The organism is Pseudochrobactrum sp. sp1633 (assembly GCF_030376605.1).
Classification (GTDB): domain Bacteria; phylum Pseudomonadota; class Alphaproteobacteria; order Rhizobiales; family Rhizobiaceae; genus Pseudochrobactrum.
This window is the reverse complement of record NZ_JARRAE010000002.1, coordinates 265237-279658: the sequence shown is the minus strand read 5'-3', so window position 1 is coordinate 279658 and position 14422 is coordinate 265237. Positions and strand designations below refer to the sequence as shown.

At 53.9% G+C, this 14422-nt stretch carries 16 protein-coding genes; 4 read left to right on the top strand and 12 right to left on the bottom strand.

The genetic code is table 11. The annotated features are described in order from the left end of the window. Window position 1 precedes the first annotated feature (1 nt). The 5 genes from phnK to phnG are packed head-to-tail and all read right to left on the bottom strand — an operon-like array spanning window position 2 to window position 3898. Window positions 2-790, bottom strand: a complete 789-nt coding sequence (phnK, locus tag P8H26_RS03370) for a phosphonate C-P lyase system protein PhnK (RefSeq protein WP_122009038.1) — start codon at window positions 788-790, stop codon at window positions 2-4. Beyond that, on the bottom strand, window positions 787-1695 hold the full coding sequence (locus tag P8H26_RS03365; RefSeq protein ID WP_289631431.1) for an alpha-D-ribose 1-methylphosphonate 5-phosphate C-P-lyase PhnJ: 909 nt from the start codon (window positions 1693-1695) through the stop codon (window positions 787-789). Before P8H26_RS03365 ends, phnK begins: the two co-directional genes overlap by 4 nt. Next, a complete protein-coding gene (locus P8H26_RS03360; RefSeq protein WP_289631430.1) occupies window positions 1692-2807 on the bottom strand; it encodes a carbon-phosphorus lyase complex subunit PhnI in 1116 nt (371 codons plus the stop codon). Before P8H26_RS03360 ends, P8H26_RS03365 begins: the two co-directional genes overlap by 4 nt. 3 nt (window positions 2808-2810) lie before the next feature. Further along, a complete protein-coding gene (gene phnH / locus P8H26_RS03355; RefSeq protein ID WP_289631429.1) occupies window positions 2811-3422 on the bottom strand; it encodes a phosphonate C-P lyase system protein PhnH in 612 nt (203 codons plus the stop codon). Beyond that, window positions 3422-3898 carry a phosphonate C-P lyase system protein PhnG gene (gene phnG, locus P8H26_RS03350; protein WP_289631428.1) on the bottom strand — a complete coding sequence of 159 codons (477 nt, stop codon included), beginning with the start codon at window positions 3896-3898 and terminating at the stop codon, window positions 3422-3424. The genes phnH and phnG overlap by 1 nt, the downstream gene beginning before the upstream one ends. A 111-nt stretch (window positions 3899-4009) precedes the next feature. Between phnG and phnF the strand changes: the two genes are divergently transcribed. After that, window positions 4010-4768, top strand: coding sequence for a phosphonate metabolism transcriptional regulator PhnF (phnF, locus tag P8H26_RS03345; protein WP_289631427.1), 759 nt, complete (start codon window positions 4010-4012; stop codon window positions 4766-4768). A gap of 72 nt (window positions 4769-4840) precedes the next feature. After that, window positions 4841-6292: a xylulokinase gene (gene xylB, locus P8H26_RS03340; RefSeq protein WP_289631426.1), complete on the top strand. Its 1452-nt coding sequence runs from the start codon at window positions 4841-4843 to the stop codon at window positions 6290-6292. Here the strand turns inward: xylB and P8H26_RS03335 are convergent. From P8H26_RS03335 to P8H26_RS03305, 7 genes are read right to left on the bottom strand one after another with little or no spacing between them, the layout of a single operon-like run. Continuing rightward, window positions 6281-7054, bottom strand: coding sequence for an ABC transporter ATP-binding protein (locus P8H26_RS03335; protein ID WP_289631425.1), 774 nt, complete (start codon window positions 7052-7054; stop codon window positions 6281-6283). The two genes, xylB and P8H26_RS03335, sit on opposite strands and share 12 nt — an antisense overlap. Further along, on the bottom strand, window positions 7051-7845 hold the full coding sequence (locus P8H26_RS03330) for an ABC transporter ATP-binding protein (RefSeq protein WP_289631424.1): 795 nt from the start codon (window positions 7843-7845) through the stop codon (window positions 7051-7053). Before P8H26_RS03330 ends, P8H26_RS03335 begins: the two co-directional genes overlap by 4 nt. Continuing rightward, window positions 7838-8668, bottom strand: a complete 831-nt coding sequence (locus P8H26_RS03325) for an ABC transporter permease (RefSeq protein ID WP_289631423.1) — start codon at window positions 8666-8668, stop codon at window positions 7838-7840. The genes P8H26_RS03330 and P8H26_RS03325 overlap by 8 nt, the downstream gene beginning before the upstream one ends. Next, entirely contained in the window at window positions 8665-9636 is a 972-nt protein-coding gene (locus P8H26_RS03320; RefSeq protein WP_289631422.1) for an ABC transporter permease, read from the bottom strand. The genes P8H26_RS03325 and P8H26_RS03320 overlap by 4 nt, the downstream gene beginning before the upstream one ends. 6 nt (window positions 9637-9642) lie before the next feature. Further along, a complete protein-coding gene (locus P8H26_RS03315) occupies window positions 9643-11286 on the bottom strand; it encodes an ABC transporter substrate-binding protein (protein ID WP_289631421.1) in 1644 nt (547 codons plus the stop codon). Window positions 11287-11310: 24 nt separating this feature from the next. Then, on the bottom strand, window positions 11311-12456 hold the full coding sequence (gene ppaT / locus P8H26_RS03310) for a pyridoxamine--pyruvate transaminase (protein WP_289631420.1): 1146 nt from the start codon (window positions 12454-12456) through the stop codon (window positions 11311-11313). 55 nt (window positions 12457-12511) lie between these two features. Then, a complete protein-coding gene (locus P8H26_RS03305) occupies window positions 12512-12682 on the bottom strand; it encodes a hypothetical protein (RefSeq protein WP_289631419.1) in 171 nt (56 codons plus the stop codon). Window positions 12683-12708: 26 nt separating this feature from the next. On the opposite strand from P8H26_RS03305, the gene P8H26_RS03300 reads away from it, so the two are divergent. Together P8H26_RS03300 and P8H26_RS03295 are read left to right on the top strand one after the other, a co-directional pair. Then, window positions 12709-13257 (top strand): RNA polymerase sigma factor, encoded by a 549-nt coding sequence (locus tag P8H26_RS03300; protein ID WP_289631418.1) that lies wholly within the window; start codon window positions 12709-12711, stop codon window positions 13255-13257. 99 nt (window positions 13258-13356) lie between these two features. Further along, complete coding sequence (locus P8H26_RS03295; protein ID WP_289631417.1) at window positions 13357-14328, top strand: FecR family protein; 972 nt, start codon at window positions 13357-13359, stop codon at window positions 14326-14328. Window positions 14329-14422 lie beyond the last annotated feature (94 nt).

The window sequence follows — 14422 nt, the reverse complement described above, 5'->3', positions numbered from 1 at the left end:
ATTAAACCTGCAAAATCGAGGAAACGAGCAGCTGCGTATAAGGTGCCTGCGGATCATCCAGCACGCGGTCAGTCAGACCGGCCTCAATGATATGGCCGTCTTTCATCACCATCATGCGATGCGACAACAGACGAGCCACAGCCAGATCGTGGGTTACGACAATCGCTGCCAGACCGAGATCAGCCACCAGACCGCGCAACAGATCGAGCAAACGTGCCTGCACAGATACGTCCAGACCACCGGTCGGCTCATCCATGAAAATCAGGCGTGGTGCAGTCACCAGATTGCGGGCAATCTGCAAACGCTGGCGCATACCGCCGGAGAATGCACGCGGCTGATCATCAATACGGTCGGCGGAAATTTCCACACGGCCAAGCCAGTCGGTCGCTGTCTCACGGATTTTGCCGTAATGGCGGTCACCGACAGCCATCAGACGCTCGCCGACATTGGCACCGGCAGAAACAGTCATACGCAAACCGTCAGAAGGGTTCTGGTGCACAAAGCCCCAGTCGGTACGCATCAGGAAGCGACGCTCGGCCTCACTCATGCGATAGAGATCACGGAACTGGCCGTCACGCATCCGGTATTCCACGGCGCCGACAGAAGGCTGCAAACGCGTGGCGAGACAGTTGAGCAAGGTGGTTTTACCGGAGCCGCTCTCGCCGACAATCGCCAGCACTTCACCCGGATAAAGCTCAAAGGACACATTGCTGCAACCAAGACGATTGCCATAGAATTTCGACAGTCCGTTTACACGCAGCAAAGGCGTATCATGATTTATAGCGCTCATTGGGCTGCCTCCAGACTTGAGGACACTTGTTCGATATCTTTATTATTTGCAGACAAGTGTCCGACATGACCATCGGCCTGTCGTGTTTCGCAATAATCGGTATCGGAGCAGACAAACATGCTGCCGCCCTTGTCATCCAGCACCACTTCGTCGAGATAGACGCCCTTGGCACCGCACATAGCGCAAGGCTGGGCGAATTTCTGCACCTCAAACGGATGATCTTCAAAATCGAGGCTCACCACTTTGGTGTAAGGCGGCAGAGCGTAAATACGCTTCTCGCGCCCTGCACCAAACAGCTGCAAAGCCGGTGACATATGCATTTTAGGATTGTCGAATTTCGGCGTCGGTGAAGGGTCCATCACATAACGGTCTTCGACTTTCACAGGATAGGCATAGGTCGTGGCGATATGGCCGTGGCGGGCAATATCCTCGTAGAGTTTGACATGCATCAGGCCATATTCTTCCAGCGCATGCATTTTGCGGGTTTCGGTCTCGCGCGGCTCCAGAAAGCGCAGCGGCTCAGGGATTGGCACCTGATAGACAAGGATTTGGCCTTCTTTGAGCGGTGCTTCCGGAATACGGTGACGAGTCTGGATGATGGTTGCATCTTCAGTGCGGGTCGTCACTTTAACCTGCGCCGTCTTTTCAAAGAATGCACGGATCGACACGGCATTGGTGGTATCATCCGCACCCTGATCGATCACTTTCAGCGTATCATCAGCGCCCAGCACCGCAGCGGTTACCTGCACACCGCCGGTTCCCCAGCCATAAGGCATCGGCATTTCGCGGCTTGCAAAAGGTACCTGATAACCCGGCACTGCAATCGCTTTAAGCAATGCGCGGCGGATCATCCGCTTGGTCTGCTCATCAAGATAAGCAAAATTATACTGCATCAGAACACTCATTCTGCGGCTTCCTTCTGTTCATCTTTCTGGACAGTGTTGTGGCTGGCATATTCGGCACGCATGCGGCGGATCAGATCAAGCTCGGCCTGAAAATCTACATAATGCGGCAGTTTGAGATGTTCGACGAAACCGGTCGCCTGCACATTGTCGGAATGGGAAATCACAAATTCCTCATCCTGTGCCGGAGCGGTAATGTCTTCTTCAAATTCTTCGCTGCGCAATGCACGATCACAGAGCGACATCGACATCGCCTTGCGCTCGCTTTGGCCGAAAACCAGACCATAACCACGGGTGAATTGCGGCGGGCGGGTAGCAGAACCGGCAAACTGGTTGACCATCTGGCACTCAGTCACCTGCACTGCGCCCAGCGATACCACCCCGCCGAGTTCCGGCACATCCAGCTCAACTTCAACTTCACCGATACGAATTTCACCAACAAAAGGATGTGTACGGCCATAACCGCGCTGTGTGGAATAGCCAAGCGCCAGCAGAAAACCTTCGTCGCCACGCGCCAAAGCCTGCAAACGCAGATCGCGTTCCATCGGGAATGTCCACGGCTCACGGGTCAGATCGCCCGGCACATGGCCCTCCGGCATTTCGCCATCCGGCTCGATCATGCCATTGGCACCGAGAATATCGGTCACACGCGGCATGTGCTCACCAGTCGTCTCATCATCGCGCTGTATACCTTGCGCCACCGGATGATCTCCGGCCATTTCAGGATCAAGCAGGCGATGGGTATAGTCGAAAGTCGGCCCCAAAAGCTGGCCACCCGGCAAGTCTTTAAAGGTTGCGGAGATACGACGCTCGGTCAGCATCTGCGCTGTATCAAGAGGCTCGGAATAGCCGAAACGTGGCAGGGTTGTGCGATAGGCGCGCACCAGAAAAATCGCTTCGATCAGATCACCGCGCGACTGACGAATTGCCAGCGCTGCCAGCTCACGGTCATAAAGCGCACCCTCGGCCATAGCACGGTCAACAGCCAGACCCAGCTGCTCCACGATCTGCTCAAGCTGCAATGCCGGCACTGTACGGTCACCACGACGGCGATCACCCAGCAACTGATGTGCATTTTGAATAGCGGCTTCACCGCCTTTAACTGCAACATACATGGTTCAATTTCCGTTTTTGATAAGTTTGGTACTGCGCGGCAGTGCGGCAACGGTTTTAGGCGCTGCAAAAACCAGATCCACACCACGCGGGAACAAGGCAGCATTGGCCGCCCATTGTTCATTGAAACGTACCGGCAAAGCACTTGGTGCAAAGTCACGGACATGCTCAATGCCAGGCCCCTGCAGCTGCAAGGTCTGTGCGCCCTCGAAACCTTCAACTGCCATGACGATAGTGGCCGAGCGATCCGGATATTCCGACGTGCCTTTGGCAAAAACATCCAGCGGCGGCATGTGGGTAACATCGCTGACCAGCGCAAAATTCGCCTCACCAACTTCGGAAACCAGCTCAAAGCCGGTCTGGAATGCGAGCCATTCACGCACGGCGCTGCTTGCAGCCAAACGACTGTCGAGCCAAACCTTGGTATCATGGTCAAACAATGCCTGCGCAATAGCACCAAGCTCCGGCGTTAGCGGCAATGGCGGCTGCGTTTCTGCTGTCAGTGGCTGGATCGTGCCCGGATTGGCAAGCGCATCCATCAATGCGCGGAAACAGGTCTGCGCATCATAAACGGCATCGGTGAAACCACCTTCAAAAGCCTGATTATCAAAAGCCATTAGTCGTCTCCCCGAACCATGGTGAAGAAGTCCACTTTCGTTGCCGCCGCTTCACGGCGACGCTGGGTGCTACGTGCATCAAGACGTTGCGCAATTTTCTGCAACAGATCGCGCTCGACGGTCTCACGGCTCTGCGGTGCTTGCCACAAAGCATCGGCAATCGCTGCCAGACGTGCTTTTTCATGATCGCGACCGAGCGCATAGGAGTGACCGACCAGCCCTTCCGAGGAAGTGCCGGACGATACACGCACAGTCGCACGGGTTACAGTCGTTTCGCCCAGATTGAACGGTGCTCCGCCGCCACCGATACGGCCGCGCACCATCACCAGTCCGGTTTCAGGGCCGCGCAGCACATCGACCTGTGGCTGATCTGATTGATTACTCCAGAAGAAAGCCAGCTCCTTCAATTCTGCCTTTGCCAGCAAAGCAGCAACCTTGCGCCGCTCGTCTTGTGATTTTTCGGTTTCATTCTTCATTTGACACACCGCTCTAAATTGTCTATTTATCTATACAACTAGACATTAATTATTGTCTTAAACGCTCTTAGTGACAAGCGCATGACAATCAGCGAGGCTGCGGCAAATTAAATGGCAGAGACAACAAAAATCGCCCGAAACAGCGGTGTGGCTGTGTGGCGGCAGATCGCTGATGAAATTCGCGGGGAAATTAAACACGGGCATTTCAAGCGCGGCGAGAAGCTGCCGCCGGAAATGACACTGGCTGCCCGCTTTGGCGTCAACCGCCATACGGTGCGCAGTGCGATTGCGGCACTGACACAGGAAGGCGTTTTACGGGCAGAGCAAGGGCGCGGAACTTTTATCGCCAATGCCAAACGCCTGACCTATCCCATCAGCAAGCGCACGCGCATGTCCACCAGTCTGGCAGAGCAGATCACACAACAGGAGCGGATCATCCTCTCACACAGGATTGAAAAACCCTCAGCCGAGGTCGCCCATGCTTTGCAACTCAGTGATGAGAATGCGCAAGTGCATTATTTTGAAACCCTGTCTATTGCCGATGGCCAGCCGGTTTCCATGTCTGACAGCTGGTTTGACCAACAGCGCTTTCCGCAATTTGATGAATTTTACAAAGCCAGCGGCTCGGTTACACAGGCGTTGAAACAATCCGGCGTTGAGGATTATTTCCGCAAATCCACACTGATTTCCGCTCAGCATGCCAACGGACAGGATCTGTTACACCTGAAGCTCACACCGGGCGCAATTGTACTCACGGCACAGTCGGTCAATGTCGATACCAATGGCGTGCCGGTGGAATATTCAGCAACACGCTTTGCGGCAGATCGCATGGAATTCTCCATTGAAAGCATGTCGCTCACTGAAGAATAAAAACTATTGCTTGCGATAAATTTCTGTCGTTAGCTGCGGCCTGTTCATAATTCCACTCACAGGATCAACAGCATGGCATTTTATCTCGGTCTCGACCTCGGCACGTCCGGCCTTAAAGCACTGCTGATTGATGAAAACCAAACGATTATCGCCTCTGCCCATACAGAGATTCATGTTTCGCGCCCGCATCAAAGCTGGTCTGAGCAACAACCGCAAGACTGGATAAAGGCTGCAGAAACAGCCATTACCCAATTAAAAACAGAGCATGGAGCTGCATTCAAAAATGTGCGTGGCATCGGGCTTTCCGGCCAGATGCATGGCGCAGTTCTGCTGGACGCGCAGGATCAAGTGCTGCGCCCCGCCATTCTCTGGAATGATACACGCAGCCACGCCCAAGCCGCACGACTGGATTCTGATCCGCTATTTCGCGCCCTGACCGGCAATATTGTCTTTCCGGGTTTTACCGCGCCGAAATTGCTCTGGGTGAAGGACAATGAACCGGAGATTTTTGCCCGCATTAAAAAGATCCTGCTGCCGAAAGATTATCTGCGTCTGTGGCTGACCGGCGAACATGTCAGCGAAATGTCCGACGCTTCCGGCACATCATGGCTGGATGTGGCACAACGCAAATGGTCCCCAAGCCTGCTGGCCGCAACAGGGCTTGATGAAAGCCGGATGCCGCGCCTTGTCGAAGGCACAGATGTCTCCGGCACATTGCGCGCAGAGCTGTACCGGCAATGGGGCATGGCACCGAATGTAGCAGTTGCTGGTGGTGCCGGAGATAATGCGGCCTCCGCCTGTGGTATCGGCACAGTGAATGCCGGGCAGGCTTTTGCCTCGCTCGGCACATCCGGTGTGTTATTTGCCGCAAATGACAGTTTTCTGCCGCGTCCTGACAGTGCCGTTCATGCGTTCTGCCATGCTCTTCCGCAAACATGGCACCAGATGGGCGTTATCCTCTCGGCAACCGATGCCCTGAACTGGTACAGCACCATCACCGGTCATGAGGCTGCAGCGCTGACGCAGGAACTCGGCGATGACCTGCAGGCGCCTTCAGGAGTGACCTTCCTACCTTATCTTTCCGGCGAACGTACTCCGCATAATGACAGCCTGATCCGCGGCAGTTTCACAGGGCTCAGCCATAGCGACAATCGTGTGGCGCTCACTCAAGCCGTGCTTGAAGGCGTGGCTTTTGCCTTCCGCGACAATCTGGAAGCTCTGGCAAAAGCCGGTACGAAACTTGAAAGTGTCATGGCTATCGGCGGCGGCTCGCGCTCGACCTATTGGCTGAAAGCGCTGGCCACCGCTCTGAATATGCCGGTTCACCTGCCTGCCGACGGTGATTTCGGCGCGGCTTTCGGAGCTGCGCGTCTTGGATTAATTGCTGCTGAAAAGGCCGATGCGCTGGCTATTTGCACCGCACCGCAGATTATCAAAACCATTGAGCCTGATAAGAAACATCATGCGGCTTATGAGGCTGCCTATCAGCACTACACGGCATTGTATCAGGCATTAAAACCGTAAAGCCTCAAACGCCAGTTTCGGCACGGCATCGACCAGTTGCCGTGTCGGTTCTGTCTGCGGGTTTTGCAGCACGTCATCCGGCACGCCCTGCTCGACGATCTCGCCCTCATGCAGCACGATCATGCGGTTACAAAAAGCCCGCACCAGCGCCAGATCATGCGAGATAAACAGATAGGCGATGCCGCTTTCCTGCTGTAAATCGGCGAGGAGATTAAGGATTTTCGCACGCACGGATACGTCCAGCGCCGAGACCGGCTCATCCAGCACAATCAGATCAGGCTTGCACAAAATCGCACGGGCAATTGCCACACGCTGGCGCTGACCACCGGAGAGTTCACGCGGGTAGCGATCAGCCATCTCCGCAGTTAACCCAACCCGTTGCAGCACCTCGGCAATTTGCTGCTTGATGTTCTGTTGACTACCATGCAAAGTCAGCGGCACCTGCAAAATCCGGCTGATCGTATGGCGGGGATTGAAAGCCGCTAAAGGGTCCTGAAACACCATCTGGAACGCAGCCCGTTTTTCCCGCAGCGCACTGCCGTGAAGAATTGTAATATCAGTACCGTTGAGAATAACCTTGCCGCTATCCGGCTCATTCAGCCGCATAATCAATCGCGCCAAAGTGCTTTTGCCGGAGCCTGAACGCCCGACCAGCGCTAATGTCTCACCGGCACGGAGCGTCAAGTTGATATTCTTCAAGCCTTTTGACGGATCTTTGCCAAAGGCCTTGTTGAGACCGGCAATCTGCAAAACCTCTTTCATAACACACCGTCAATCTCAGGTAGACGCGGTTGTTTCACCCAATCCAGCCCAACATGGGTTGCCAGCAAGGCTTTGGTATAATCATGCTGCGGCGCGGTTATCACTTGTTCAGCCGTGCCGATTTCCACTATCTGCCCGCGATAAAGCACGGCAATCCTATCAGCCAGTTGTGAGGCCAGCGCGATATCATGGGTCACAAACAACATTGTCAGCCTTTGTGCCCGCACCAGACCATCGAGTAATTTCGCTACATGATTTTGCACCACCGTATCCAGCGCACTGGTCGGCTCGTCTGCGATCAGTAATTGCGGCTGTGCGGCCAAAGCTGCGGCAATGACAATACGCTGTTTCTGCCCGCCGGAGAACTCATGCGGAAACTCACGTAATCGGTGCTGACTATCCGGTATCTGCACCTGTTGCATCAATTCCGCCGCTCTTTGACGCGCCTTGTCCCAAGAGGTTTTGAGATGCGTGACAATCACTTCCGCAATTTGGTCGCCGACCCGCATCATCGGATCAAGCGAGCCGTCAGAATCCTGAAACACCACACCAATATCGCGCCCCGCACGCGGCTCATGCGCTAAAGCCGGAAAGCGGATTGAACCGGCAATCTTAGCACTGGCAGGCAAGAGACCTGCAATTGCCATGGCTAATGTGGTTTTACCGGAACCACTCTCCCCGATCAGTGCCAGTCTTTCACCTTGCCTTAGTTCAAAACTAACAGGGTACAACACCTGCTGCACACCATAACGAACTGTCAAATCCTGTACGACAAGAAAGACCTCAGACATTGCTGCGCTCCCTCACTGATGATGGGCGGCGCGTCAGCGCCTGTCCGGTGAGATGCACAGCAAGAACAGTCACCACCAATGCCAGCCCCGGAATGATTGAAAGATAAGGCGCTGAGCGCAATACGCTGCGTCCTTCGGCAATCATCGTGCCCCATGTCACGCTGTTCGGATCGCCAAAGCCCAGGAATGCCAGTGAGGCTTCAATCAGAATAGCCGCTGCAACCGAAACGGCTGCCAGCGAAGCCGCTGGCCCGAAGGCATTGGGCAGGATTTCCCGAAAAGCAATGGAGAACGGCCCCTGCCCCAAAGTGCGGGCAGCGGCAACGAAATCGCGCTCACGTAAGGACAGCACTTCCGCCCGCGTCACTCGCGCAGCCTGTGTCCAGCTGCCAATGCTGATTGCAATAATCAGTGTCGGAATGCTTGGCCCCAGAACATTGATCATCGCCAGCGCCAGCAAAAAGCCCGGCACAGTTTGAAACGCTTCAGTGATCCGCATCAAAACATTATCGGCAAAGCCGCCAAGAAAACCCGCTAATGTACCAATCAGACTACCGGCAATCAATGCAGCGGCTGCTGAACTCAGCGCCACCAGCAAAGTCGTCCGTGCGCCATGAAACAGTCCCGCCAGCACATCACGTCCCAGCCGGTCTGTGCCCAGCCAATGGGCATGATCTGTGAATGGCCGGATGAGCGGTTCTCCGGCGATCGCCAGCGGATCACCGGCAAACAGCAATGGTGCAGACAGCGCCATCAGACCCAGAAGTATAAGAAGGCCAATACCGGCCTTGCCCTGTCTGTCTAAAGTCTGGAAAAACTTCATTGGCGCTGGCTCCGCACCCGCGGATCAAGCCTCGCATAGGCCAGATCAACCAGCAGATTGGCGATAATCACTGCAACAGCACCAAACAGAATAACACCAAGCAGCAAGGCCGTATCGCGCTTGGCAACGGCCTCTGCCGCGAGACGTCCAAAGCCTGGAATAGCAAAGACACTCTCAATCACCACACTGCCGCCGAGCATCACACCAGCCTGTAAGCCTAACATTGTCAGCACAGGCAACACGGCATTGCGGGCAATGTGCCGCCAGATGATCCGGCGTGAAGAAATACCCCGTGCTTTAAGCGCCTGCACAAACATTTCCTGATGCAGATCGGCCATACGATCCCGCATCAGCCGCAGATAGAGCGTGAGATAGACGCTGGAAAGAGCAGCAATCGGCAGGATCAGATGTCGGCTGATATCCGCCGCTCTTGCCAACCCTGTTTTGCCGGACGCAATGGTTTCCAGCCCGCCGATTGGCAACCAGCGCAATGACACGCCAAAGACCACAATCAGCACCAAGCCCAACCAGAAACCCGGCACGGCATAAAGCGCCAGTGAGGTCAACGACAAGAACCGGTCACGCTTGGAATGCGGTTTGGCCCCGGCCACGACACCGAGCAGAGAACCGGCAAAAAATGCCAGAAATGTCGATACCCCCATCAGCAATAATGTTGCCGGAAGCCGCTCCAGAATGACATCCAGCACCGGACGCTGAAAGGCCGAAGACCAGCCGAAATCACCGGAGAACAGCGCCGTGACATAAGCAAAAAACCGCTGCAACGGCCCCTGATCCAGCCCCCATGACTGGCGCAAAGCTTCAAGCTGCTGCGCATCCGCCCCGCCCATCTGCGCCACATAAGCATCCACAGCATCACCGGGGGTAGCTTCCAGAATAAGGAAGCTACCCACCAGAACAATACCCAGAACCGGAAGGATACTGGCAAGACGGCGGAGGAGAAACGGCACTGATACTTACTCTTGCAAACCGGTATTCGCCCAGCCGGAAACCGCCCAGCGCGGATTATCCGAAACATTCTGCACGCGCTCACTGGCAACCGTAATGAACGAGAAATCCGCAACATTAATCAGCGGCAGGTCTTCCGCAACCAGACGCTGCAAATCCTGATAAATGCCTGCACGCACCTTATCATCAAGCGTCACCGCACCTTTAGCGATCAGTACATCGACCGCATCATTCTTATAGCCATATTGATTGGTGAATGGCGCACCGGCAGGTAATCCACTCTGAAACAGCACTGTCGTCGAGATCGCCGGATCAGAGCGGTAAACCGGCATGGCCACGGCAATATCAAAATCATGATCGGTGTAGACCGCTTTGAGATGTGCCGGTGAATCATTGGCAACGATCACCGCATCAATGCCGATTTTCACCAGAGCCTGACGCAGATAATCACCGAATTGCTTGGTCTCATTGAAGAATGGTGCAGGCAGCAGCTTCAGCTTAAAGCGAAAACCGTCAGCGCCCTTCTTATAACCGGCCTCATCCAACAAGCTTTCAGCCTTGGCAATATCAAAAACATATTGCTGCGTATCCGGCGCATAAAACACCTTGTCAAAGGCAGGCACCGGCCCTGTCGCCGGTTTGGCATAGCCGAGGAAAATCGTCTTAACCACAAAATCCTTGTCAATCGCATGGGCAATAGCTTGGCGCACTTTAAGGTCAGCCAGTTCCTTGCGGCGATGATTAAGTTCCACGCTGAGCTGATAGGTCAGTGCCTCATAACCATTGGCATAGACTTTCAGCCCCGGCACTTTGGAAATTCGTTCCAGATCCGCCAGCGGCACGGCAGAGAAAGCGGCCAGCTGAATCTGATCGGCTTCCAGCGCATTGCCCGCAGAAGCACGATCCGGCAGCACCTGATAGATAATCTCATCCAATGCAGGTGCTTGTTTGTCCCAATAATTTTCATTGCGCTTCAGCAGGTAATATTCACCCGGTTTGTGATCGCCATAGACAAACGGCCCCGTGCCCACCAGTTTCTCATTAGCAGGGTTTTTCGCAATCTCTGTGCCTTCATAAAGATGTTTCGACAGCACTGAAGTCACCACCGGCAGCGCATTACGGATCAGCTGAAACGGTGTCGGTTCTGAGAAGCGGAAGACAGCTGTATGCTCATCCGGTGTCTCAACGCTTTCCAGATTTTTGAAAACCGAGCGGCCGAGATTTTGCAGTTTCTTCCAGACTTCCAGCGCCGAAAAAGCCACATCAGCAGAGGTGAACGGCTTGCCGTCATGCCATGTCACACCTTCGCGCAGTTTGAACGTGGCCGACAACCCGTCTGCCGCGCCTTCCCAACTGGTGGCCAGCAGCGGCTTCAAGCCGTCCGGATGCTGAGCATCGACATAGGCCTGCTCGGCCAAAGTCTCGATAACTTTGCTGGCAACAAAAAACACACCATTAGAGGCCACAATTGCCGGATTGAGATTGGCCGGTTCGCTATCTGCCGCGACCAGCAGACGCCCACCGCGCACAGGCTCAACGGAGGCCTGCTTTTCAGCTGCCTGTGCGAAGGCAAAACGCGGCAAAACAGAAAGTGCCGCAGCACCAGCAGTTCCCGCCAGCAGAGCGCGTCGATTAAGCGTTAATCTTGTCATAATACCCTGTCCCTCTGTCACGGATTAATCCGCAATAACCCCAAGCTTCTTCAATGCACCGGCCAAAGCTTCAACAGCTTTTGCCGCGAATTCCGATTGCGCTGATGCCCCCATATGACCGATACGCAAAACCTTACCCGCCGTATCCTTGCGACCCAGCGACACCAGCACATCATAATCACGCAGCATCAGATCGCGCAAAGCCACATCGCTGATGCCATCCGGCACTTTGAACACTGTCGCAGTCGGTGCCGCAGTAGCTTCCTGACGCGGCCATAATTCCAGCCCCAGTGCTTTGACACCTTCACGGGCAATTTGCGCCGTTTGCGCATGACGCGCCCAGACATTTGCAGCGCCTTCCGCCAGATAAAGATCAAGTGCTGCGTTAAGAGCATAAATTTCTGCAACGGACGGCGTTACCGGAAAAGCATTGCCTGCACGCCATGCCCCTTTCCAGTCCAAAAGGCTCAGGAACGATGCCCGTGGCGCATCAGGGTTCTCTGCCATTTTTTGCCATGCACGATCACTCACTGCTGCGAGCGTCAGCCCCGGCGTACTGCCCAGACATTTGGACGGAGAGGTAATGAAAATATCCGCATGCACAGCTTCCGGATGCACATCCATGCCACCAAAAGATGAGACCGCATCCACAATCAGATAAGCGCCGTGACGCGCGGCAATGCCACCGATTTCTGCCAGCGGGTTGAGCGTGCCCGAAGGTGTATCGTGATGGCAAACGGCAATAATGCTGATGTCAGGGCGTTGTTTAAGCACTGCCTCTATGGCCTGCGGATCAATCACATCATCATAATCCACAGCCAGTTCAATGACTTCGCGGCCATAGCGCGCTGCCCAAGGGCCAAAGCCTTTGCCATAAACACCGGAGACAAGATTAAGCACCACATCCTGTCGGGAAATCAGACCCGCAGCTGCCGCCTCAATGCCGAGAATAGCCTCGCCCTGCATGATGACCGGCTTATTGGTTGTACGCATGACCTGCGCCAGCTTCTCTACCACGCTTTGATAAAATGCCTGAAACGCATCGGTATAATCATACAAAACCGGGTGCCCTAATGCCCGAAGAACTTCCGGATAGGCAGGAACCGGACCGGTTGTGAGCATATAGGCGGGCACTTGCAGCATGAGATCATTGACCAGTTTAAAAACCACATCATAGGAGCGGTTTTATGCTTCTCCAAGAGGGATAATTTTCCATGATCCGCAATTATTGAAATCTGATTTCATTTTCCGTGCAGATTAGCAAACGCAATACTGCATTGTTTTTATTAGCATAAACTATCACAGCAAAACGCATATAAAGCAGGCCACCGAATGGAATCATGACATGGCATTTAACTTGATTATAAAAATCATGTTTTATATAAGCGGTATTCATCAGGCATTCCGGTATTTATGGGCGGCATGGACTTTTCAGATCCCGATGCGCCGCATGGCAACGGCACAGACAATCATTCAGGTCACAGTGAACCGGCACAAACAGCCGCCGGTCATTATCGTGAGTTGCATAATTTTGCCCGTGCAAAAACCGGCGATACTATTCTTGCTGAAGATCTGGTGCAGGAAACATATCTGCGCGCCGTCAACGGCAGCACTGGTGAATTGCGGAATATGCGCGCCTTTTTGTTTCACATACTCAACAATCTGGTAACTGATCATTTTCGCAGGCTGCGTCGCACACGGGAACGCTTCAGCGAACACGAAGCGCCGGATATTGCCGCTGATTATCACGGCGCAGAAGAACAGCTGATTGCCAGACAACGCCTGCAAATATTGCAGGATGCCATTGACGAATTGCCGTCGCGCTGCCGTGAATGCTTCATTTTGCGGCGTTTTGAAAATCTTTCTCATGCAGAGATTGCTGCCCGCATGAATATTACCAAAAGCGCCGTTGAGAAACATCTTGCTGCCGCAACAGTGCATTGCACCAAGCGGATGCGGGAGCGCGAATAATTATTTTACAAAAAAGCAGAGAACTTGCGACTCTCATTCGTCTTAATAAGTAGGAAGCATATAGATACCGCCAATACAGGGAACCAGACAGAGCATTTCATGACAACAGAAACAGAGCATCATATCCTTGAGCAAGCGGCTCTGTGGTTTGCCCGACAGGAAGACAATGCGCTTTCTGAGGCAGATCAGCATGCATTTGACGACTGGCTTGCCGCCAGCGCAAGGCACCGTGCTGTCTATCATGAGGTGTCCGGCATCTGGTATGAGACTGCACGACTGCCAAAACCGGCCCTACAGGATAATGTTATTCCGCTCTCTGCAAAAACTGCACATCAGTCCCGTTCTGTTTTCATGCGCTGGCAGTCGGTTGCCGCCGCAGGATTAATCGCAGCGCTCTCGCTTTCAGGCCTTTATATTTACGATGTACCGACCCGTATGCAGGCGGATATTTACACCGCCAAAGGCCAAAGCGAGCGCATCACATTGCCGGACGGTTCAATCGCCGAACTGAACACTGCGACCGCACTCGAAGTTCTCTACACGCCACAGGAGCGCAGAATACGCCTGTTGAAAGGCGAAGCGCTGTTCAAAGTGGCTACCGATAAAAATCGTCCGTTTCGCGTCGAGACGAACGAGGGAGAAGCCACGGCTCTGGGCACAATCTATGCCGTGCGTCAGCAAGTGTTAAGCACAGAAGTGACTGTGCTTGAAAGCAAGGTAGAGATCAAAGGCAGTGCAGAGAATGCACCTGCAACAGTCCTCAATCCGGACCAGACAGCACATTTTACCCGTAGTTCAATCTCTGACATCAACACCGTTGATGCCGATAGCGCAACCGCATGGCGGCGCGGCAAACTGATTGTCACAGATCGTCCGCTTGGTGAGGTGATTGACGAGCTCAACCGCTATCATGCGGGGCTGATCCGCATCACCGATCCGGAAATTCGTGACCAGCGTGTGAGCGGCGTGTTTGATACAAAAAATACATCAGCGGTTATCAATGATCTGGAAAATGCACTGAATATCAGCTCCACACGGCTCAGCAATTATCTGATTTTGCTGCATCGCTGAGTGCAATAAAATATTTTTGCAAAAATATGATTATTTATATCCGGTTTTAAAGCATTCGCTCGTCTACCGCTATGAAAGTGCCTGTTGCACAGAT

Excerpts from the sequence above, each read along its gene's own strand:
- P8H26_RS03295 (WP_289631417.1), top strand. The coding sequence starts at position 13,357 with ATGACAACAGAAACAGAGCATCATATCCTTGAGCAAGCGGCTCTGTGG.
- phnK (WP_122009038.1), bottom strand. The coding sequence starts at position 790 with ATGAGCGCTATAAATCATGATACGCCTTTGCTGCGTGTAAACGGACTG.
- phnG (WP_289631428.1), bottom strand. The coding sequence starts at position 3,898 with ATGAAGAATGAAACCGAAAAATCACAAGACGAGCGGCGCAAGGTTGCT.
- P8H26_RS03315 (WP_289631421.1), bottom strand. The coding sequence starts at position 11,286 with ATGACAAGATTAACGCTTAATCGACGCGCTCTGCTGGCGGGAACTGCT.
- P8H26_RS03325 (WP_289631423.1), bottom strand. The coding sequence starts at position 8,668 with ATGAAGTTTTTCCAGACTTTAGACAGACAGGGCAAGGCCGGTATTGGC.
- P8H26_RS03365 (WP_289631431.1), bottom strand. The coding sequence starts at position 1,695 with ATGAGTGTTCTGATGCAGTATAATTTTGCTTATCTTGATGAGCAGACC.
- P8H26_RS03300 (WP_289631418.1), top strand. The coding sequence starts at position 12,709 with ATGGACTTTTCAGATCCCGATGCGCCGCATGGCAACGGCACAGACAAT.
- P8H26_RS03330 (WP_289631424.1), bottom strand. The coding sequence starts at position 7,845 with ATGTCTGAGGTCTTTCTTGTCGTACAGGATTTGACAGTTCGTTATGGT.
- xylB (WP_289631426.1), top strand. The coding sequence starts at position 4,841 with ATGGCATTTTATCTCGGTCTCGACCTCGGCACGTCCGGCCTTAAAGCA.
- P8H26_RS03360 (WP_289631430.1), bottom strand. The coding sequence starts at position 2,807 with ATGTATGTTGCAGTTAAAGGCGGTGAAGCCGCTATTCAAAATGCACAT.
- phnH (WP_289631429.1), bottom strand. The coding sequence starts at position 3,422 with ATGGCTTTTGATAATCAGGCTTTTGAAGGTGGTTTCACCGATGCCGTT.
- phnF (WP_289631427.1), top strand. The coding sequence starts at position 4,010 with ATGGCAGAGACAACAAAAATCGCCCGAAACAGCGGTGTGGCTGTGTGG.
- P8H26_RS03305 (WP_289631419.1), bottom strand. The coding sequence starts at position 12,682 with ATGAATACCGCTTATATAAAACATGATTTTTATAATCAAGTTAAATGC.
- P8H26_RS03335 (WP_289631425.1), bottom strand. The coding sequence starts at position 7,054 with ATGAAAGAGGTTTTGCAGATTGCCGGTCTCAACAAGGCCTTTGGCAAA.